Annotated in this window: 15 protein-coding genes; 5 read left to right on the forward strand and 10 right to left on the reverse strand. The window is 48.3% G+C overall.

Features of this window, described 5'->3' with window-relative positions:
• The first annotated feature begins 10 nt into the window (after positions 1-10).
• Positions 11-973 carry an AAA family ATPase gene (locus ACYVGO_RS21460; protein ID WP_142772050.1) on the forward strand — a complete coding sequence of 321 codons (963 nt, stop codon included), beginning with the start codon at positions 11-13 and terminating at the stop codon, positions 971-973.
• 74 nt (positions 974-1,047) lie between these two features.
• Here the strand turns inward: ACYVGO_RS21460 and ACYVGO_RS21465 are convergent, their stop codons facing one another.
• The 3 genes from ACYVGO_RS21465 to ACYVGO_RS21475 all read right to left on the reverse strand — a co-directional run bounded on the left by ACYVGO_RS21465 (position 1,048) and on the right by ACYVGO_RS21475 (position 4,030).
• Positions 1,048-1,227: a hypothetical protein gene (locus ACYVGO_RS21465; RefSeq protein ID WP_142772049.1), complete on the reverse strand. Its 180-nt coding sequence runs from the start codon at positions 1,225-1,227 to the stop codon at positions 1,048-1,050.
• Between the two features lie 82 nt (positions 1,228-1,309).
• A complete protein-coding gene (locus ACYVGO_RS21470) occupies positions 1,310-2,314 on the reverse strand; it encodes an ABC transporter ATP-binding protein (RefSeq protein ID WP_142772048.1) in 1,005 nt (334 codons plus the stop codon).
• A 90-nt stretch (positions 2,315-2,404) separates the two neighbouring features.
• Entirely contained in the window at positions 2,405-4,030 is a 1,626-nt protein-coding gene (locus tag ACYVGO_RS21475; protein ID WP_460971025.1) for an NADP-dependent glyceraldehyde-3-phosphate dehydrogenase, read from the reverse strand.
• A 238-nt stretch (positions 4,031-4,268) separates the two neighbouring features.
• Between ACYVGO_RS21475 and ACYVGO_RS21480 the strand changes: the two genes are divergently transcribed.
• Positions 4,269-4,913, forward strand: coding sequence for a hypothetical protein (locus ACYVGO_RS21480; protein ID WP_460971026.1), 645 nt, complete (start codon positions 4,269-4,271; stop codon positions 4,911-4,913).
• Positions 4,914-5,244: 331 nt separating this feature from the next.
• Here ACYVGO_RS21480 and ACYVGO_RS21485 read toward each other — a convergent pair whose 3' ends face one another.
• On the reverse strand, positions 5,245-6,093 hold the full coding sequence (locus ACYVGO_RS21485) for an SMP-30/gluconolactonase/LRE family protein (RefSeq protein ID WP_460971027.1): 849 nt from the start codon (positions 6,091-6,093) through the stop codon (positions 5,245-5,247).
• Positions 6,094-6,369: 276 nt separating this feature from the next.
• On the opposite strand from ACYVGO_RS21485, the gene fucP reads away from it, so the two are divergent.
• The 3 genes from fucP (at position 6,370) to ACYVGO_RS21500 (ending at position 9,820) form a co-directional block, all read left to right on the forward strand.
• A complete protein-coding gene (fucP, locus tag ACYVGO_RS21490; protein ID WP_460971028.1) occupies positions 6,370-7,614 on the forward strand; it encodes an L-fucose:H+ symporter permease in 1,245 nt (414 codons plus the stop codon).
• Between the two features lie 280 nt (positions 7,615-7,894).
• Positions 7,895-8,779 (forward strand): 5-dehydro-4-deoxy-D-glucuronate isomerase, encoded by an 885-nt coding sequence (kduI, locus tag ACYVGO_RS21495; protein WP_460971029.1) that lies wholly within the window; start codon positions 7,895-7,897, stop codon positions 8,777-8,779.
• A gap of 120 nt (positions 8,780-8,899) precedes the next feature.
• Positions 8,900-9,820, forward strand: a complete 921-nt coding sequence (locus ACYVGO_RS21500) for an ROK family protein (protein ID WP_460971030.1) — start codon at positions 8,900-8,902, stop codon at positions 9,818-9,820.
• 48 nt (positions 9,821-9,868) lie between these two features.
• On the opposite strand, the gene ACYVGO_RS21505 is transcribed toward ACYVGO_RS21500, so the two are convergent.
• The 6 genes from ACYVGO_RS21505 to ACYVGO_RS21530 all read right to left on the reverse strand — a co-directional run bounded on the left by ACYVGO_RS21505 (position 9,869) and on the right by ACYVGO_RS21530 (position 20,931).
• Positions 9,869-10,762 (reverse strand): NAD(P)-dependent oxidoreductase, encoded by an 894-nt coding sequence (locus tag ACYVGO_RS21505; protein WP_460971031.1) that lies wholly within the window; start codon positions 10,760-10,762, stop codon positions 9,869-9,871.
• Positions 10,763-10,959: 197 nt separating this feature from the next.
• Positions 10,960-12,594, reverse strand: coding sequence for a hypothetical protein (locus ACYVGO_RS21510; protein ID WP_460971032.1), 1,635 nt, complete (start codon positions 12,592-12,594; stop codon positions 10,960-10,962).
• A gap of 145 nt (positions 12,595-12,739) precedes the next feature.
• On the reverse strand, positions 12,740-14,509 hold the full coding sequence (locus tag ACYVGO_RS21515; protein WP_460971033.1) for an L-lactate permease: 1,770 nt from the start codon (positions 14,507-14,509) through the stop codon (positions 12,740-12,742).
• Between the two features lie 143 nt (positions 14,510-14,652).
• Complete coding sequence (locus tag ACYVGO_RS21520) at positions 14,653-16,956, reverse strand: GH92 family glycosyl hydrolase (protein ID WP_460971034.1); 2,304 nt, start codon at positions 16,954-16,956, stop codon at positions 14,653-14,655.
• 52 nt (positions 16,957-17,008) lie between these two features.
• Positions 17,009-19,315, reverse strand: a complete 2,307-nt coding sequence (locus ACYVGO_RS21525) for a GH92 family glycosyl hydrolase (RefSeq protein ID WP_460971035.1) — start codon at positions 19,313-19,315, stop codon at positions 17,009-17,011.
• A 176-nt stretch (positions 19,316-19,491) separates the two neighbouring features.
• A complete protein-coding gene (locus tag ACYVGO_RS21530) occupies positions 19,492-20,931 on the reverse strand; it encodes a RagB/SusD family nutrient uptake outer membrane protein (protein ID WP_460971036.1) in 1,440 nt (479 codons plus the stop codon).
• Positions 20,932-21,021 lie beyond the last annotated feature (90 nt).

Here is a 21,021-nt window from a genome sequence, read left to right on the forward strand (position 1 = left end):
TTTCATTACAATGCCCTACACATCAGACGTCGCGGCTGCCGAAGCCCTTACCAATTCTTACCAAAAACTTAAAAGTGAAATCTCGAAAGTCGTAATTGGTCAGGACGAAACTGTTCGACTGCTGTTAACGGCTATCTTTTGTCAGGGGCACTGTTTGCTAGTTGGTGTGCCAGGTTTGGCGAAAACACTGCTGATTCAGACAATTGCGGGAGCATTGGATCTGGATTTTAACCGGATTCAGTTCACCCCTGACCTGATGCCATCCGATATCCTAGGTTCCGAAACCCTGGATCAGGAGCGCAATTTCAAGTTCATTAAAGGGCCTATTTTCGCCAATATTATTCTGGCTGACGAAATTAACCGGACGCCCCCTAAAACACAGGCGGCCCTACTGGAAGCCATGCAGGAGTATTCGGTAACGATTGCCGGTCAGAAATACAGCCTGGGTCGGCCATTTTTCGTACTGGCTACGCAGAACCCAATTGAGCAGGAAGGTACCTATCCGCTACCCGAAGCCCAGTTGGACCGCTTCATGTTCAATATTTACTTGGATTATCCGTCGTATCAATCCGAAGTCGACATCGTAAAAAACACGACGTCCGACAACAAATATGATGTTCAGCGTGTGATTACGGGCGAAGAAATTCGGGAGTTTCAACACCTGGTGCGCCGGGTTCCGGTGGTCGATAATGTAATTGAATACGCGGTCAAACTCGTTCACAAAACCCGACCCAATACCGACATGGCGGCTCCAGACGCCAACCAGTATTTAGAATGGGGCGCTGGTCCACGGGCATCGCAGGCGCTTATCCTGGCCGCCAAGTGCAATGCATTACTAACAGGCAAATACTCGCCTGATATCGAAGATGTTCGCGCTGTAGCCATGCCAATTTTGCGCCATCGGGTTGTCCGAAACTTTAAGGCAGAAGCGGAAGGCATTTCGGTTGAACAATTGATCAAGAGGCTGTTATAAAAAGGATTAAAGGGATGAGTGGGAGGAAAGGGAAAACAGACATTTCTGTTTTCCCTTTCCTCCCACTCATCCCTTTAATCCCCTTCCTCTCCTTTTCTATTCGTTTTCCCCAGATAATCATCATCGCCCATTCCGGTCGATTTATCGTCTACACCGGTAGGTTTGACATTTTCCGTTTCTTCACCGACTAGGAAATCACCTGTTCCGTTGGGTTCATCAATACCAGGATCGTGCTGCTCATCTTTAGCTTCCATAACGCGTCATTGGATTATTTATATCACAACTGACCCCCAATCCGAATAGTTATAGAAAGTAAGATTCTGGCTCCTCCATCTCCTACCCTTTCAACTGCCATAGGGGCTTATCGGTCAGCTTTATCTGAACAACCTGCCCTACCTGCACATCATCGCGGGACGTAAGTAACCGGAGTGATACGTAGCGCGATAGAGCCACGTCAAGCTCATAGTGGCTTCCTTTAAAATACACCGCCCGAACCGTGGCTGGCGTACCTGTAGTATCGAGTTTAAGCTGTTCAGGACGCAGGCAGATCAAGGCTTCCGGATTCTCAGATTCGGGCAAACCCAGCAGCGGTAAATATTTTGCTTTGAGAACAGTAACCAGCCCCGTCATCCGTGCCGCATAGGCCGTAACGGGTCGATGATAAATGTCCACGGGTGCGCCCAGTTGGATCAGTTTTCCATCGCGCAGAATCCCCAATGTATCGGCAATTGAAAGGGCATCTGAGGCATCATGCGTCACAAACAGGCAGGATGTCGAGCGCGACCCGGTCCCTTCATGCCGAACCAGATCGAACAACAAATCACGAACAATGAGTCGGTTGGGTAAATCGAGGTGACTGAATGGCTCATCCAGCAACAAAACAGCCGGTTTATCGGCAATGGCGCGGGCAATGGCCGTCCGCTGTTTTTCTCCGCCCGATACCTGACGCGGAATCCGATCCTGTACATCGGTCAAACGGCAGAGTTTCAACAATTCATTAACCCGAAAATCCCGGTAGCTTTTCTCGAAGAAACGTAACGCGTAGGCAATGTTTTCTCGTACCGATACATTCGGCATCAACTGGTATTCCTGATGAACCAGCCGAATATCGTTATGGCCCGGTACCAGCACTTCCGATGGACCCAGTATCCGTTCGTCGTTGAGCCGGACTTCGCCCGTGTCCGCATCGGCCAAACCCGCCAGCAGATTCAGCAGGGTACTTTTACCTGATCCACTGGCACCCACAAGCGCCATAATCTGACCCGGCTCGAGTGTGATGGATACATTCCGAACGGCCGGAACAGACTTATAGGTCTTGACGAGTTTAGTGGCAGTGAGCATAGGTAGAGCCGCCCGTCCCGGTCGGTGCGAAGTGTTAAAGATGAATGTAAGCTTTTTGCCTACACGCCGACCGGGACGGGCGACTTTACATTAAAATATAAAATTCGTACTTAAGAACGTGGACTGATGATGCCCCACAATGTCATTCAGAATGGCTTTATTCCCCGGCGTATCTTTCGTAGCCACCGCCGACCGGATAGAGAATGAGCGCAGAGCGTCTTCCACAGACAGCGTTCCCTCAGCGGAATCCTTACGGCCCGTAAACGGAAAGGTATCGGGCCCACGCTGACACTGCGCATTGATATTTACCCGGCTAACAAGGTTCACTAATGGATCGATGAGCTTAGAGATCTCAGCAGTGTCGGTACCAAAAATACTCGCCTGCATCCCGTGATCATCCGTAATCAGGTAGTCGATAAACTCCTCGACATCATCATACACAACGACCGGAATTACGGGACCAAACTGTTCTTCCCGGTACAGTTTCATTCCTTCTTTAACGGGATAAACCACAGCTGGCTTGAACAGGGATGCCACCGTTTCTCCGCCACCTTCGTTCACGATCGACGCCCCACCCGCTGCCGCATCGGCAATAATATCGGCCAGGTATTGTGGTTTGGTTGGTTCGGGCAGGGGTGTAATCTGCACTTTGGCATCCCAGGGCATTCCGGGTTTTAGTTTACTCACTTCCGGGCCAAATTGCGCCAGGAATTTATCGGCAATGGACCGATGCGCCCAGATAATTTTAATAGCCGTACAACGCTGGCCGTTAAAGGATAAGGTACCCAGCAGACATTCCTGAACGGCTATGTTCAAATCCGCATCGGGCAGAATGATGGCTGCGTTCTTGGCATCCAGGCTCATAATCGACCGAAGGCGATTGAGTTTCGGGTGCTGCCGTTGCAGTTCGTCGGCTACCCGGCTGGAGCCAATGAGCGTCAGGACATTAACTTTTCCCGACTGCATAACCGGCGGAATCACGTTGGCACCCCGGCCATAGAGGGAGTTAACAACACCCTTCGGAAAACTGGTACGGAACGCTTCCAAGAGCGGATAATGCAGTAGTGATCCATGTTTGGGTGTCTTGAACAGGATTGTGTTTCCCATCAGAATCGCCGGAATCAGCGTGGTGTAGGTCTCGTTGAGCGGATAGTTAAACGGCCCCATCGCCAGCACAACCCCCAACGGCGACCGCCGAATCTGCCCGATAATTCCTTCTTCGATCCGAAACCGCGACGAGTTGCGGTCCATATTTTTGAGCGTATCGATCGTATCGTAAATGTATTTCACGGTACGGTCGAACTCTTTGGTTGCATCGGCGAGGTTCTTGCCGATCTCCCACATAATCAGATTAATAACCAGCGTCCGCTGCTCCAGCATTTTCCCAATGAAGGTTTCCATGCAGGCAATCCGGCCCGCCACCGACATCTGGGGCCACTCACCCCGGCCATTATCGTAAGCAGCTACAGCAGCATTCAGGGCTTCAACGGCTTCGGTAGGACCTGTTACGGGAAAACTACCGACGAGCTGACGTTGTAACGTACCCTCCGCATCTGGTAAACAAACGGGCGAGTATACTTCTGAAACAGCGCCAGTCCACTGACGCATTTCGCCGTCAAGCAAATACTCGCGCTGGTGAATGGGTTCAATTCGGTACTCGGCAGGGATCTGGGCTTCGCTGGTTGGGAAGAGTTCACTAAGTTTCGAGTCGTTCATGGAAGGAAATGCTAGTTGAAAAGAAACGGCGCAAACGTCGCCATTTGCGGGGCAAAATCCAATCAGGTTAAAAACAAATACGGTTCCAGGCTGGCAAGTACTATGAAAAAGCTTATCCGTATAACCTAGGCCCTAACGCAACCAAGGGCGAATTTCCCACGTACGGTGAAAAAAGAAGCCCATTCTGTACGCTCACTTTCTATTTACTCATTCTTATTTAAAACGTCTGCTTTTCCTCATGGCAAAACTTTTCGTTCTCCTCCTGTTTCTTGGTCTACAGGTTCAGGCACAGGACACATCCTATGTCCGGCAGCCAACAGCTTCGTCCGACAATCAATTGCTGGCTAGTTCGGCAGATTCGCTGCTATTACCCCATAAAATGCTCTTTACGCAACGGATTTTCTGGGGACCCAATGGACTGCTTCGGGCCATGCAGGTTGCTCCCCTTACGCTTGAAGGGCGACAGAAAGAGCTTAAGGTGCGCCAGTTCATGCTGATCACCCACAAAGTTACAGGGTATGCAACCCTGGCAGGTTTTTTGGCGCAGGGTATTCTGGATCTGAAATTGAACAAGGCCACAGGAAGCAATTATGATCAGCTACTCAGTGCCCAGCAAACGGCACTAACAATCACCAATATCGCTTATGGCACAACGGCCCTGCTTTCGCTATCCGCGCCCCCTAAACGTATGGCCGATCAAAAAGCACGCAGCGGGGTCAAGCTGCACAAGTATTTATCCATTATCCACCTGACCGGCTTTCTCGCGACCAATATTCTGGCGAGTCAGGTAAGCCAGCATTCAGAGTTGAGACCGTATCGTCAGGTGGCAGGCTTTACAACCTTCGCGGCCTTTGCCCCTGCTTTAATTGCCCTAAAGTTTTGAGGTAATTCGTTTGCTTGCCGTGTTGAGAGAGATTATAACGTTCTAAAATGATGAACGGCTTGCAAGATTCCGATGCAGGATAGCCCTGTTACCAGGAGTAACACGTTCATGTACTACCTGTAAGAGATTACACTAAGCAAAAACTCAAGCGGTAAAAACCTACTAAATCAATAAACGACTATCTACACGAAAAGGAGCGTTTTCTACAATCTTCGCTTCCTCTCGAAAGTCAGGGTGAGGTGTATGTTGTAAGTAATTATGCGACTATTCGATTTAACAAGAAGGGAAAGTCTGTTCGGAATTGTATATTCCGAACAGACTTGACTTAAGCTTATTTGAGGGAATACGCTTTAACTGTATTGTGAAAAAAGGTAGGTACAAACAGCATTTGGGTAGTTGGATTGTACCCAATATCTGCCGAATTGATTTTCTCTTTTGAGGTATCCATTTTCAGTTCAGTCGTTCCATCGGCGCGAATGTACCAAATTTTGCCACCCCACTCAGTTACCATGTAGGTTTTGTTTCCCAACGCCACAATACCATCAATACCGCCCATGCCTTTGGCTATTGTATTCAGTTGCTTGGTCGTAGGATTCAGCGTCAGTAGAGAACCATCGCCATTACCAATCAGTAGTTGATTATTTTCCACCAAAAGGCCGTTGCAGCCTTTCAGTGGAGCACCCGCCAAGACAATACTGGCTTTTCCATTGGTGATCGACCAAACTTTGCTATCATTCGAATCGGTAACGTAGATCACTCCCTTTTGGGTATCAATAGCAATATCATTGAGAAATTTAGCCCCTTCGATCGGATAGCGATTGAGGATCTTACCGGTAGACAGCGCTATCTCCGCGACCTGAGTCATTTCGGTAACATACAGTTTGTCGCCCATAATCCCCATGCCTTTGGTCGAATTGAGATTTTCGGTGAATTTCAGTTTAATTAGTTTACCATCCTGACCTATTTTAGCAATATAACTGCTCTTGTTCTCTAGTGTCGGATTTCCGTTGATACAAGCTATATACAAGACGTTTTTGCCAGGATCAACTAATACACATTCAGGTGTGCGCAGCGTTGTATCGGATTCCCATACCGGTTTTAAAGTACCTGTTTGGGCATTGGCAGAAGATAGTAGACTGATCATCAAGCTGCTCAGTACGACAAGAAATGATTTTTCCATCAGTTAGCGTGTTCGATTTAGTAGAATGAAAAGTAAACTAGTTTGTCTAGCTACTCCTCTCCGCTAATGTATATACCAGCTAATCCATCTGGGTCATCCAAATCGGGCGTAACCAACTAAGCTAAATTGAATGAGGCTGGCTACATAGAACGAGTAACTGAAGACGATAAGGGTATTTTAGCCAGGAAAATGCCTTTACAATTGTAGACGTGCATACTTATCAACGGAGGGCCCGAACACTCGATTACTTACTTAGCTATTAATTAACCTACTCTCATGCAGGCAACAACCGCAACTGGCAAATCGACGCCAGCTACTTTTACCGACAGTAAATACCTCGTAACCCTTGTCTTTGTCACGTCTCTTTTCATGTTTTGGGGTATTGCCATCACCATGGGCGATGTCTTAAACAAGCATTTTCAGCACGTTCTGAGCCTCACCAAGACCCAGTCTGCCTTTGTTCAGTTTGCTATTTTTGGCGCCTATTTCGTCATGGGTATCCCGGCTGGCTTTTTTATGAAGCGGTTTGGGTATAAAAATGGGGTGTTGCTGGGGCTGTCTCTGTTTGCAATCGGTGCGTTTTTGTTTGTCCCCGCTGCGGCTGCTGTTTCCTTTACCTATTTTGGGATTGCCCTTTTCATACTCGGCTGTGGCCTTTCCACACTCGAAACGGTTGCTCACCCATTTGTGGCCTCCCTTGGCGATCAGCGTACCAGCGATCAACGGATCAATTTTGCGCAGGCATTCAATGCGTTAGGTGCCATTATCGGGCCAGCTATCGGGTCGTATTTTCTGCTACGAAATAACACCGAGGGCAGTACAGATCTTACTTCTGTTAAAACCTTATACATTGCTATCGGCAGTGTTATTACCACTATTGCAATTCTTTTTTCCTTCGTAAAAGTACCCGCTTTAACAGACCCACACGGAGCGACCAACCCTGAGGCAGCGAATGTGGACGTTGAACCTGGCAAAACGCTTTTTCAACATACGCACTTCGTCTGGGCGGTAATTGCGCAAACGTTTAATGTGGCCGCACAGGGAGGAACCTGGGCATTTTTCATCAATTATGGCCATGAAAAAATGGGGTTCTCCGATGCCACGGCGGGCAATTACATGGTTCTGTTTATGGGTCTGATGCTAGCCGGACGTTTTGTGGGTACTTTCCTGATGCGCTTTATTGCTCCCCATACGTTACTGGCCATCTTCGCAGCTGCTAATATTCTGATGTGCCTCATCATTACGCAGAGTTTTGGTTGGCCTTCCTTTATTGCGTTACTGATGCTCAATTTCTTTTTCAGCATCATGTTCCCAACCATTTTTAGTCTGGGCTTAAAAAACCTGGGATCGCATACACAACAGGCAGCCTCATTTATTTCAATGGGTGTAGCGGGGGGGGCTGTATTCCCATTTTTGATGGGTATGGCAGCTGAGCATGATGTAGCGAATGCCTACTATCTACCCATAATCTGCTACACTGTTATTTTCCTGTTCGGGGCGAAGTTTTACAAAGTGAAGTAAGAAACTATCTAAAAATTAGCTCTTTCTCAGCCTAAAAACCCCTAAATCCCCTAAAGGGGACTTTGCTTACTCTCAGATAAGGTCCCCTTTAGGGGATTTAGGGGTTTTTAGATAGCACACTAACTCCCAAAATTTTATCAACTTACAGGGTATTTCAGGCCAGTTCAAGACTATTTCTCTGTAGACTGAAACGCTAGTAGAGCACAGAAGCCAACGTATTTTGTGCTTATTTTACGGGAAAATACCTAAACGCTTGCTATTAGCAGGCCACCTATCTTTTATGCAAACTGAATTAACTCCTCTTGCAAATAGCCAGGTCGAACAGGAAACTGTTTTCGAGAGTAGATACGCCAACTCACCCGGCGAAGTAAAAGGAATGAATACCGACCAGCTCCGACAGAATTTCCTTATCGAAAAGCTGTTTGTAGTCGATCAGTTTCGCTGGGTATTGTCGTTTTTTGATCGGTACCTGACGGGGGGTGTTATGCCGGTTGCTGAACGCCTTAAACTGCAGGCACCCGACCAGCTCAAAGCCACTTATTTCCTGGAACGTCGCGAGTTAGGCATCATCAATGTTGGTGGCCCAGGCCGGGTGGTGGCAAACGGTACGTCTTATGATCTGGAATACAAAGAGGCCCTGTACATTGGACAGGGAACACAGGATGTCCAGTTCAGTTCTCACGACGATGCCAATCCGGCTAAGTTTTACCTGAACTCCACCCCAGCTCATCGTAGCTACCCAACCCGAAAAATTTCGCGGTCCGAAGCGGAGGTTGTTGAGTTAGGCAGCATGGAAACTGCCAATCATCGAGTCATCAACAAGTTATTGGTAAACAGCGTTTTGCCAACCTGTCAGTTGCAGATGGGTATGACCGAACTCAAAGCAGGCAGTATCTGGAATACCATGCCCGCCCATACCCACGACCGGCGTATGGAGGTCTATTTTTACTTTGAAGTGCCTCAGGGACAAAGTGTGTGTCATTTTATGGGGCAACCTCAGGAAACCCGCCACATCTGGATGCAGAACGAACAGGCCGTTATTTCACCCAACTGGTCCGTTCACTCCGGAGCTGGTACATCAAACTATACCTTCATCTGGGGTATGGCCGGCGAAAACCTCGACTACGGGGATATGGACTTCTGCGCGATCACTGACTTAAAATAAAAAAGGTTTATAGTATTCGGTTTTAGGTTTACGGTTGGCTGGCGCAAGCTTATTCTCGCGCCAGCCAACCGTAAACCTAAAACCGAATACAGTGAACTTAAAACAGTAAACCCTTACCTAATGCAAACCTATTGGGGTGTTGATTTAGGCGGCACCAAAATTGAAGGCGTTGTGTTATCCGCCCCCTCACCCGACGCGGTAATTATTCGCAAACGCATTGATACCGAAGCTCATTATGGCTATGAGCATATCGTGAACCAGATTGGCAAGCTAATCCAATTGCTCAAAGCTGAAACGGGGCTCCAGCCAGAAAAAATCGGTTTTTGTACACCCGGTACACTCGATCCCGCAACCGGTACGATGAAAAACTCGAACATGACCTGCATCAATGGGAAGCCGTTCCGGGATGATCTGGCTCGTGCGCTGGGTGTGCCTGTTACGACCACCAATGATGCAAACTGCTTTGCCTTATCGGAAGCCACGATGGGGATTGTACAGGACGTTGTCCCCGATTTTCGGGCGGTCTTTGGGGTTATTTTAGGAACCGGCGTTGGTGGTGGTGTGGTTTTTCGCGGTTACGACGGAATACCCATCGTTCAGGCTGGTCGGCAGGGGATTGGTGGCGAGTGGGGCCATAATATTCTGGAAGAGAACGGCTATCCATGTTACTGCGGGAAACGCGGCTGTAACGAACAGGTTATTTCCGGACCGGCACTTCAACGCTTTTACCTGGAACAGAGTGGCGAAAGCCGCAACCTGAAAGAAATCCTTGATCGTTATTATCAGGGCACAGACCCTTACGCAACGGCTACCGTTGAGCGGTTGCTGGAGTATTTTGGGCGAGCGGTATCTACAATCGTAAACATGCTCGACCCCGACGCCATTGTGCTTGGCGGGGGCGTTGGCAACATCGACTTGTTATATACGGAAGGGGTGGAACGAGCTAAAAAATACGTGTTTAACGACGGACGGCTCAACACCCTGTTTCTGAAACCCAAACTTGGCGATAGCGCCGGGGTTTTTGGCGCAGCTCTGATGTAGTACGTACTTTAATGTGGCGTCAGATGCTTACTCTGACGCCACATTAAACTAGCGCTCGTCCATAGCAGACAGTTTTTCAAGCGCAAGGTATAACGCCTGATTGCCCGACGAACCCTTACCCATTGCCTGAATAGACGTATAGAGTTGTTTGACCAGCGCCAGACCGGGTAACGATAAGTTCATAGCGTCTGCTTCTTCCAGGGCTATGCGTAAGTCTTTCACGAAATTATCGACCGAGAATCCCGGCGAATAATCTCCTCTGACAATTTTTGGAGCAAGCACATCCAGACTCCAGCAACCCGCTGCCCCTTTGGAAATTGACTCCAGCATAGTGGTTAAGTTAAGTCCCGCTTTCAGGCCATAGATCAACCCCTCACAAACGCCAATCAGGGTACCCGCAATCGTAATTTGATTGCACATTTTGGTATGTTGACCTGAACCGGAAGGTCCCTGAAACACAATATTTTTACCGAACGTCTCAAACAGGGGAAGCACAGCGTCAGACACCGATTTATCGCCCCCGATCATAATCGATAAGGTTCCATTGATAGCGCCTACCTCGCCACCCGAAACGGGCGCATCTATAAATTGGGCACCGTGCGTACGTGCAACCTCCGCAATCTTTATGGCAAGACTTGGCTTAGTCGTTGTCATATCGATTAAAATGGTACCGGGTTTTATGCCTGTAAATAGCCCCTCTTGCCCAAAATAACATTCCTCCACATCAAGTGGTGAACCAATGATCGTGACAACTATATCGGAATTAATAGCCACCTCGGCTGGGGTATCATACCAGGTACACCCCAGTTCGATCAATTCAGCTGCTTTGCTTTTTGTCCGATTCTGGATGTTTACGTTGTAGCCTGCCTGTAGCAGGTGTTTGACCATCGGCTTTCCCATAAGCCCAGTCCCAATCCATCCAATTACCTTGTCTTTAGTCATGTTATTTATGGCCCGCAGATTATTACGATCAATTATGATTTTTCAATATCATATTTTAATCATATTGATCATAAAGATCCGCGTTCTATTTCTTTGAGAAATTGAATACTTTAAGTGTGATCATCAGGATAAAAAATCATGGCAGAATATCCGCCATGATTTCCAAACCAACCTATGATGCAAAAAGCAATGTACAATCAGTGCGCCTTTGCCGAAGCTTTCGATTTGCCAGCTACGGGCTGCGCTATAAATTCAATAAAATCGACACGGGCGGTTTCGCTGCCATTGGCCATGCCAACGAGTTCAATTTCATCGCCCGTATTGATTTTCACGTTGGGAATAGTCTTGCGTTTCCAGCAGTCAACATCATCCGTCAGCTTCCAGGATGCTTTCTGCTTTCCAGCAACGGATACCGCCAAACTGCCCTGCCCCCCTTTTTCATCCGCGTAGGATACCACAATATCATAAACACCCGATGGATTCGTGAAGGTCGATTTTGCCGTTCCTTTGCTGGTTGTCTGTACGCTGGGCTCAATCAGGAACTTATCAGGCGTATAACCCGTGAGTGTCATGTTTTCAACTTCCATACCCATAATGGGCGTAAATCCGGTAACACCCGCTTCGCTCAGGCCATTCCGTACAGCCCGAAGCAACGAATACGGTGAGCCGTCGTAGTGCTTGACACCGATTCCTTTGGCACCCCCATCCACCGAAATCTTGATGCTGGATTTCACAATTTCAGGTGTAGTGAGCAAGCGGGTTGGTACGCCAGGGATAATGGGAATATCATTTCCCATGAAGTATTTAGTAGTGGCTATCCTGGATTTACGATCTGATTTCTGATAGCCATTTTGCTCCGTGTGCGTTGATAAGTGAACGGAGTTGATGTTGTTTTTTAGCTCTTCCAGGGCTAATCCAGATGTGCGGTCATTGAGGTCATTCAAGCGAAAGTCAATTTTTGGATTTACCTCGTGCAGTTTATCCGTCACTAACTTATAGATCTCGGTCGTGGATGCTTTCCGGAAATTACGCCAGTTATCCAACTGCGGTTGTGCATACGGATTGTCTTTCAGAACGGGGATAGCCGCTTCCAGATCAAAGCCCATCGCCTTGGCTTTGCGTTTGCAGGATTCACAGAAACACGTACCTCCTTTTACGGGATCATCGGACCGGCTAAAGAGCAGCATACAGGTCTGAACATAATCGACATCGTAGTTTTTAGCTAGATCGCCGTAGAGGGCTACTAAGTATTCACGCACATCGGGGTGATTTGTGCAAGGCCGCTCAACGGGGTTATTGTTGATATCCCGCTGCTTAAACTCTTCATGCTGATTCAGGTATTCCACCGGAATGTACGTATGGGAAACCTCCGCACCCGCCCGCAGACCGCGTGCGTGGGCTTTATCCAGAACCAGTTTCAGCCAGTCGGTCTCGTTGAGCCAGGTGTACTTTGAAAACATGGGTTTAATCCGCCCGTACAGGCTCATGTCGGGACGGAAATACGCTCTGGAATCTTCGGCATCCCACTCTCTACGAACCGGATTATGGTTAAACGTAAAGGTTCCGGGTAATTTATCGTTGTTGAACGGACGATGCTCCTGGTGCATAACCGCCAGCATATACACCGAATTTATCCCGGCTATGCTGGTCATATTGTCGAGTATCAGATCAATGCCTTCATCATGTACTTCCCAGGGATAAATACTTCCGGTAACTTCAAAAGCTGGGGCGGGTACATTCGATCGCTTGACTACCTGGGCGTTCAAGGTACCTATGCAGAGCATCACAAAGAATGCCAGCATACGTTCTCTTCGAAAAATGAATCGTTTCATCACGTTTATTAAGGATAGGGTTTCAGTTTACCTATTATTTTTTACCACAGAGGCACAGAGATCCGAAGGCTCCAAATAACTCTATGTTCTCTGTGCCGTAACGACGGGCCGCTCTATGGACAAATTTCTTTTTGTTCATATAAAATCAGCTCACCAGATTCGGTGTCTGGGGCTTCTTTTTCACCAGCATGACAATGGTCGATGCCAGAGTGACTAACAAAATAGCCAATCCCAAAAGGTACACATACCCTCGTGATGCATCCAGACTAGTAGTCGTTTTCGTCGTGCCGAGCATTTCGTACACAGGAATTGTCCACTTCAGTACATAGGCCTGCGCCAGTACAATCAGGCAGATCAGGAGTAGCATGAAGAAACTATGCTTCACCGTAAAGCGGAACAATTCAGACTCCTGACCTACCAGATTACCGGCTGCTGCGGCTACGGCAATGGATTGAGGAGAAATCATTTTACCCACAACACCACCTGATATGTTGGCCGCTACCGTCACGACGGGATCAACCCCAATGGACGTCGCCGTAGCGTACTGAAGTTTACTAAACAGGGCATTGGCCGATGTATCAGAGCCTGTAATGAACACACCCAACCAGCCCAGCACCGGCGCAAAAAACGGGAACATAAATCCTGTATTAGCCAGTACGGCCGCCAGGGTTAGCGTAATACCCGAATCATTCAAAATGTAGGCAAATCCCAATACGGCGGCAATTGTCAGAATCGGGAATTTTAGCTGGTTCAACGTAGCCCCGAACACCCTGGCACCCTCGCTATAGGTCAGACCTATTAACGGGATGGCTACGAGATCGGCAATGAGTATTGCCGTACCAGCGGCCGATAAGTAATTGACTTTGAATAGCTTGGGCAATACAGTACCATCTTGCCCCTGAATGGCATTGTGCAGTCCCGGAAACTCGAACTGGAACATACCAATGGAGTTGAGTACGTCCTTGATCGGTTGCATACCCCAGGCAATCACCATAATGGTCAGTACAATAAACGGCGACCAGGCTCGAAGCATTTGTCCGCTGGTGTAGGTAATGCTGGCATCAAACGTAGGAGCTGGTTCATTGGCAAAACGCCATACCGTTTTAGGTTTCCAGAAACGCAGAAAAACCATCAGACAGACAATCGAGCCCAAACCCGCAATAACATCGGGAAGCGATGGCCCTAAATAATTGGACGAAAACCATTGCAGGAAGGCAAACGATATCCCCGTTACCAGCACAGCGGGCCATATTTCTCTGGCCTTTTTAAAGCCCGCTATGATCATGACCAGGTAAAAAGGCAGCATGATCGACAGGATCGGCAGCGTCCGTCCAACCATTTGCGAAATGGGCAACTCAGGAATACCGGATACCTGCGAGGCCACCGTAATGGGAATACCAATGGAGCCAAACGCAACCGGGGCCGTATTGGCGATCAGGCAGATCCCCGATGCATAAAGTGGGTTGAAGCCTAAGCCTACCAGCATGGCCGCTGTGATAGCAACGGGTGCGCCAAAACCAGCGGTCCCTTCCAGAAACGAGCCGAAGGAAAACGCAATCAGCAGTGCCTGTAACCGCCGATCGGCAGTGATGGACGCCATGAAATGCTTAATAATTTCGAACTGACCACTCTTAACGGTGAGGTTAAAGAGAAAAACGGACATGACCACCAGCCAGCAGATAGGGAACAGGCCATATAAAGCGCCATGTCCGATGGACAGAACAGCCAGTTTAACCGGCATTCCATACACCAGAATGGCAATGAACGCAGCAATCACGATGGCAATCAAACTAGCCTGATAGCCCTTCATTTTCTTGATGATCAATGCCCAGAAAATGAAGATAATAGGCACTGCCGCGACCAGAACGGACAAAGCTATATTGTTAAGTGGATCAATAACCTGTGTCCATTTCATAGGGTTGATTGCATTAATAGGTGTATTTAAAATTAGGCTCTTGAGATTTTTTTAACACAGAGCCACAGGGAACACAGAGATTTATTTTACTAAAAAATCAGACTTTTAATCTCTGTGTTCCCTGTGGCTCTGTGTTAAAAAAATCAATTTTGCATTTCCCATTTGGTATCGGTTTTCTCGCCCATATCCAGTACCAGCGTGCCCCCGTTCATCAACTCATCATGGCTAAACGAAAGCGATTTCAGCGGCTTGCCATTTAACGTGGCCGATTGGATGTACTTATTGCGACGCGATGACTTGGGGGCCAGCAGGGTGAACTTCTTGCCATTCGGCAGGTCGATGCTCACTTTGGTGAACAGCGGGCTGGTGATGCTGTAGCGGGGTAAACCGGGTGTGGTGGGGTAAAAACCCATAGCCGAAAAAACCACAAACGAAGACATGGAACCCCCATCCTCATCGCCCGGCACCCCGAAGATGGTATCCTGGAACCAGGTGTCGAGCAGCAGTCGGGTGTATTTCTGGGTTTTCCAGGGGGCGTTGGTGTAGTTAAACAGATAGGGAATGAAGAAGGTCACCTGATTGCCCATCGCAAACTGGCCGATCATGCCGGTCTGATTCGGCCATTTCTCCCAGAACACGGGTTTACTGCGGTCGAGGCCTTCCCGGAAAAGCTGGTCGAGTTTCTGCTCCATTTTATCGGCTCCACCCAGTAACTCCCTCAGTCCTTTGATGTCCTGCTGCACATTCCACAGATAGCTCCAGCCATTATTTTCGTTGTAGTAATCAAATCCATTATGCCCCCCATCAAACTTAGGGTCTATATCGATCCAGTTGCCTTTGGCGTCTTTAGGCATAAAGAACCCTATTTTCTCCTGCCAGACATTCTTATAATTCTGGGCTCGGGGTGCATACTTTTTATAGGCTTCCTGGTTCCCTAGCTCTTTACCCAATTCGCTCAACGCCCAGCTGTCGTAGGAATCGCCAAGGGTTATAGCTACCGCCGAGCGTTTCTGACCCGACTTCTGTGACGCAAAGGCATCCGTTTCGGCCTCGCCGGGATGGAGTGCGGGATAATAACCTTTTGTAAAATAGAATTCTTCGAGATCTCCCTTAGGGCCATTTCTGAACGGGAGCATGGTTGCCTGCTCGGCGTTTTTGAGCATGCCTTCAAATGCTGTTTTCACATCGAAATTCCGGATACCTTTTCGGTACGCATCCAGAAACATAACTGACGATTTGAAGCCAAACATACCGGGCCGATCACCAAAGGGTCTTGGGTATTCGGGCATCCAGCCGTTTTGCTGGTACATGGTCACGTACGATTGCAGCATGTCGGCTTCCCGCCTGGGATCAAGAATCGACCGTAAGGGGTGCAGTGCCAGGTAGTTACCCCAAGTGTAATCGTCGTTGTAGAAAGGGCGAGTAACATCATGTACCTGTTTATCAGCGCCACTGAAGTACTTTCCGTTCTCCGAAAAGTCAATCATGCGCACATAGCAGCGATACAGGGCAGTGTAGAAACTCCGTTTCTGGGATTCGGTCCCACCTTCTACCTTAACCTGTCCAATAACTTTCTCCCAGGCCGCTTTACCTTTTTCTTTAAGCTGATCGAATGTAACGCCGGTCAGTTCTTTCTCGAAGTTCTTCTTGGCCTGCTCGGGGCTGACAAATGAAATGGCGTAACGAAATTCCTGTACGGCCGCATCGGATTCCCCATAGCTGGCAAAAGCGCGTTCGCCGGGCATTTTTTTGGGTTTTTCAGGCACGGCACTTACGGTATATTTTCCCCAGTCTTTTTCGCCATCTTTTTTACCCGTTTGCGGCTTTCCAGTGAAAACGCCGTAGATATAAGCAGTTCCTTTCTGCTCATGGATCGCATCGACAACAAACTCCGTACCCATTAGCTGGTTACCATTCTGTAGCTCATACTTCCCGTTGGCGTAGTAATGCGATAGCAGGAGGTTCTTCTTCGTACCCGCCGGAAAGGTAAATCGGTAGATACCCGTTTTCTCGCCAGCCGTATATTCCGTCAGGATATTGCTATCCGTCAGTTTTACCGAGTAGTACCAGGGTTGGGTCACTTCCAGGTCATGATCGTAGGTTAATCGGCTGTACCAGGCCGTATCCGTTACGTTGCCAACGGATGGCTTTATGGCAAAAATCATCTGGGGTGTAATGATATTCTGGCACAGCATCGGAAAATCGGTGATCTGCATATCCAGATGATCCTGCCGATGGGGAAACACCCGTACCATCTGATTGGGCAAATGAACAATAGGCCGATTCGTGTTCAGCAAAGGGGCTACGTTGCCAATGGTGGGGTCAATGTAATTTATGCCCGATTGGCTTATTTTCCCCGTTTGCGCCAGACTGAGTTGACACAGACATAGGGTACTAATCAGGGCGGTTAAAGCTGTTTTACGTAGACTATGGTGTAATAGGAACATATTCCCGGGAAGGTTAAAGGTGTTTAGTTGTATATATGTACCCATGGGTACGCTAATACGTTATCTCCCATTTTGTATCGGTTTTCTCGCCCATGTCCAGCACCAGCGTGCCCCCGTTCATCAACTCATCATGGCTAAACGAAAGCGATTTCAGCGGCTTGCCATTTAACGTGGCCGATTGGATGTACTTATTGCGACGTGATGACTTGGGGGCCAGCAGGGTGAACTTCTTGCCGTTGGGCAGGTCGATGCTCACTTTGGTGAACAGCGGACTGGTGATGCTGTAGCGGGGTAAACCGGGTGTGGTGGGGTAAAAACCCATGGCCGAAAAAACCACAAACGAAGACATGGAACCCCCATCCTCATCGCCCGGCACCCCGAAGATGGTATCCTGGAACCAGGTGTCGAGCAGCAGTCGGGTGTATTTCTGGGTTTTCCAGGGGGCGTTGGTGTAGTTGAAGAGGTAGGGAATGAAGAAGGTCACCTGGTTGCCCATCGCAAACTGGCCGATCATGCCTGTCTGATCAGGGAACTTCTCCCAGAACACGGGTTTGCTCCGGTCGAGACCTTCCCGGAAAAGCTGATCAAGGTTTTGTTCCAGCTTATCAGGTCCGCCCATTAGGTCGGTAAAGCCTTTGATGTCCTGCTGTACATTCCAGCGGTAGCTCCAGCCGTTGTTCTCGTTGTAATAATCATTCCCGGCATGACCGCCATCAAATTTGGGATCAATTTCGATCCAGTTTCCCTGAGCGTCCTTTGGTATAAAAAAGCCGGTTTTTGCATGCCAGACATTCTTATAATTCTGGGCTCGGGGCGCATATTTTTTATACACATCCTGATTGCCCAGTTCTTTTCCAAATTCGCTCAGTGCCCAGCTATCATAGCTGTTGCCCAACGTAATAGCCACAGACGATCGTCGTTGACCAGTACCGTGGAGTTTGGCAACGGAGTCGGTTTCAACTTCGCCGGGGTGGAGTGCTGGATAATAACCTTTAGCGTAGTAAAAATCGTCCAGCGCGCCTTTGGGGTCGTTGCGGTGCGGGAGCATGGTACGTTTGTCGGCACTTTTTACCATGCCTTCCAGCGCCGTTTTCGTATCGAAATCCCGGATTCCTTTCCGGTAGGCATCCAGAAAGACCACCATTGATTTGAAGCCAAACATGCCCGCCCGGTCGCCAAAGAATTTAGGATATTCGGGTATCCAGCCACTTTCCTGATACATCCGTACATACGTTTGGAGCATATCAGCTTCCGCTTTAGGGTCGAGGATTGAGCGTAGCGGGTGAAGCGCCAGGTAGTTGCCCCAGGTGTAGTCGTCGGTGTAGAATGGCCGGGCGTCCTGATGAACCTTTTTATCATACCCACTGAAATACTTCCCCTCTTCCGACATATTCACCATGCGGGCGTAGCAGCGGTAGAGTGCGGTATAAAAACTGCGTTTCTGGGCGTCGGTACCGCCCTCAACGTTCACCTGGCCAATGGTTTTTGCCCAGGCGGCTTTGCCTTTCTCTTTAAGCTGATCGAACGTAACGTTGGTCAGTTCTTTTTCGAAGTTTTTCTTAGCCTGTTCGGGGCTAATAAACGAAATGGCGTAGCGAAATTCCTGCACAGGTGCATCGGATTCTCCATAACTGAAGTATGCCCGTTCCCCATCTACCTTTTTATGCTTTTGGGGAGGCCCCAAAACTGTGTATCGACCCCAATCTTTTTCGCCCTGCTTCTTTCCACTTTCTGGTTTGCCCGACACCTTTCCATACAAATAGGCAATGCCCTTTTGCTGATGATTCGCATCATCTACGAACTCTACACCGGTTAGGGTGTTGCCATCGGTTAGTTCGTACTTTCCTTTTGCGTAATAGTGTGAAAGAAGCAGGTTTTTCTTGGCGCCTGCCGGAAACGTAAATCGGTAGATTCCTGTTTTTTCGCCCGCCGTATATTCTGTCAGGACATCATCATCTGTTAGTTTTACCGAGTAGTACCAGGGTTGGGTAACCTCCAGATCATGGTCGTACGTCAGGCGTCTATACCAACCTGTATCGGCCAGGGCACCAGCATAGGGCTTAATTGCAAAAATGACCTGGGGCGTAATGATATTCAGCGACGACATCGGGAAGTCGGTGATCTGCATATCCAGGTGATCCTGCCGCTTAGGAAACATGCGTACCATCTGGTTGGGCACCTGAACGATCGGCCGATTGGTATTGTAGAAAGGTGCCACATTCCCAATAGTCGGATCGATGTAGTTCAGCCCAACCGCTGGCGTAGGGTTCTTTTTCTGCTGAGCAAAGCCAACCTGTATTCCTGTTAGAGAAAGGAGGATTGACAGGGCGGCAAATATGGCGTTGTTTTTTAGGATCATCTTGTAGGTTCTATTTTAGCCTCCCGTTCTCGCTTGGCTTGCCGACCGGGCTGGCGTACCAGTGAGGAATCAGTTCATCTAAAACTACCCCCACCCCCCTAAAGAGGGCTTTGCTCGACATGGGAACTATCCCCTTTAGGGGGTTGGGGGTAGTTTAGGTAAGGGCAAATTACCCACTAATTATACCCTGGATTCTGCGGCAGAACAGCTGGGTTATTAATGATTTGTATTTCGACTAATGGAATCGGAAATAGTGCATTATAGGGCTTAAAGCCAAGCGGTCCCATAACGGTTGCTAACCGGTCTGTCCGTGCCAGATCGAACCAGCGTACACCTTCCATGGATAGTTCATAGATTCGTTCGTCGTAGATTTTGGTACGCAATTGATCTTTTGTCAGGCCTGAGAAGGTAGGCATTTTTGCCCGTGTGCGCACCTGATTCAGGTAGGTAAGGGCGACATCTGTTTTGCCATTTTCGTTCAGGGCTTCGGCATACATCAATAAGACATCGGCATAACGGATCACCTTCCAGTTTACTTTGCTGTCATTCAGCGAGTTCGTAATGGCCAGATACTTTTTGGTGAAGGTTGCAATCTGTAAAAAGCCCTGGAAAACGCCGTTGTTATCGGTATATCCTTTGGCCACGGTAACGTCCCGTCTTGGGTCGGTGGGGTCAAAGGAATCGAACAGAGCAAGGGTTGGCGTATTCTGTTCCCCAGCACCACCTTTAATGCCGTAAAAAGTTTCTGCTAATGAATTGGCGGATTTGGGCAAAAATTTATTCGAGAAACCACTGCCTGCCCCCAGGTTGCCATCCTGATACTCAATATCGAAGATGTACTCGCTATGATGTTCGTCTTTGGTATAATCGAACAGGTCTTTGTAATTGGGGAGCAGTGCATAACCCAGGGTGGTTACTTCCTGAAATTTGGCTTCTGCTTTCACGAAATCCTTCCGGGTCATATAGACCCGCCCTAAAATGGCTTTAGCCGCTCCTTTGGTAGCTCTGCCCACATCCACACCTGTATACTTGGCGGGAAGCTTGGCTTCGGCCTCCAGCAGATCTTTGATGATCACCTCATCATAAATCTTATCGACCTTCTCCCGTACTTTAGTATAGCCCTCCTCAATTGTAGTCGGCTTGGTATTCAAGGGAACATCACCAAAAATACGTACCAGATCAAAATAGGCGAAGGCGCGTAAAAACTTGGCTTCTGCAATGTGCCGGTCTTTGTTCGTCACAACGGCCGGGTCGGTTCCTTCAATTTTCGATAGAATAAGGTTCGCCCGGCTGATGGCACTGTAATAATTTCGCCAGGTGGATATCATTAAGTTGGCATCACTATTCATGTTGAACTTATCCACCGAAATCAAGAAAGCATCATTCCCCAGCGCGTGCCACGAATCATCGGCGCGTAGATCGCCAAAAATCCAGAAATCCTGATACTGATTTTTAAGCATGCTATATACGCCAACCACCGCATCCTGAAAATCTTTGTCCGTTTTATAGACGGCCTCAACACTAACAGTAGATATTGGATTCAATTCAATAAAGTCCTTCTGGCATGACACGGTGAACATGGATGCGAAAACGACAAGGCAGGCTATTTTTTTCATGTTCGTAGTCTTCAAGAAAATGGATAATGTAAAATGGACAATACATACACCTGATTATCAGGCCAAATCATTATCCATCATTCATTTTAC

Source organism: Spirosoma migulaei (assembly GCF_054776855.1).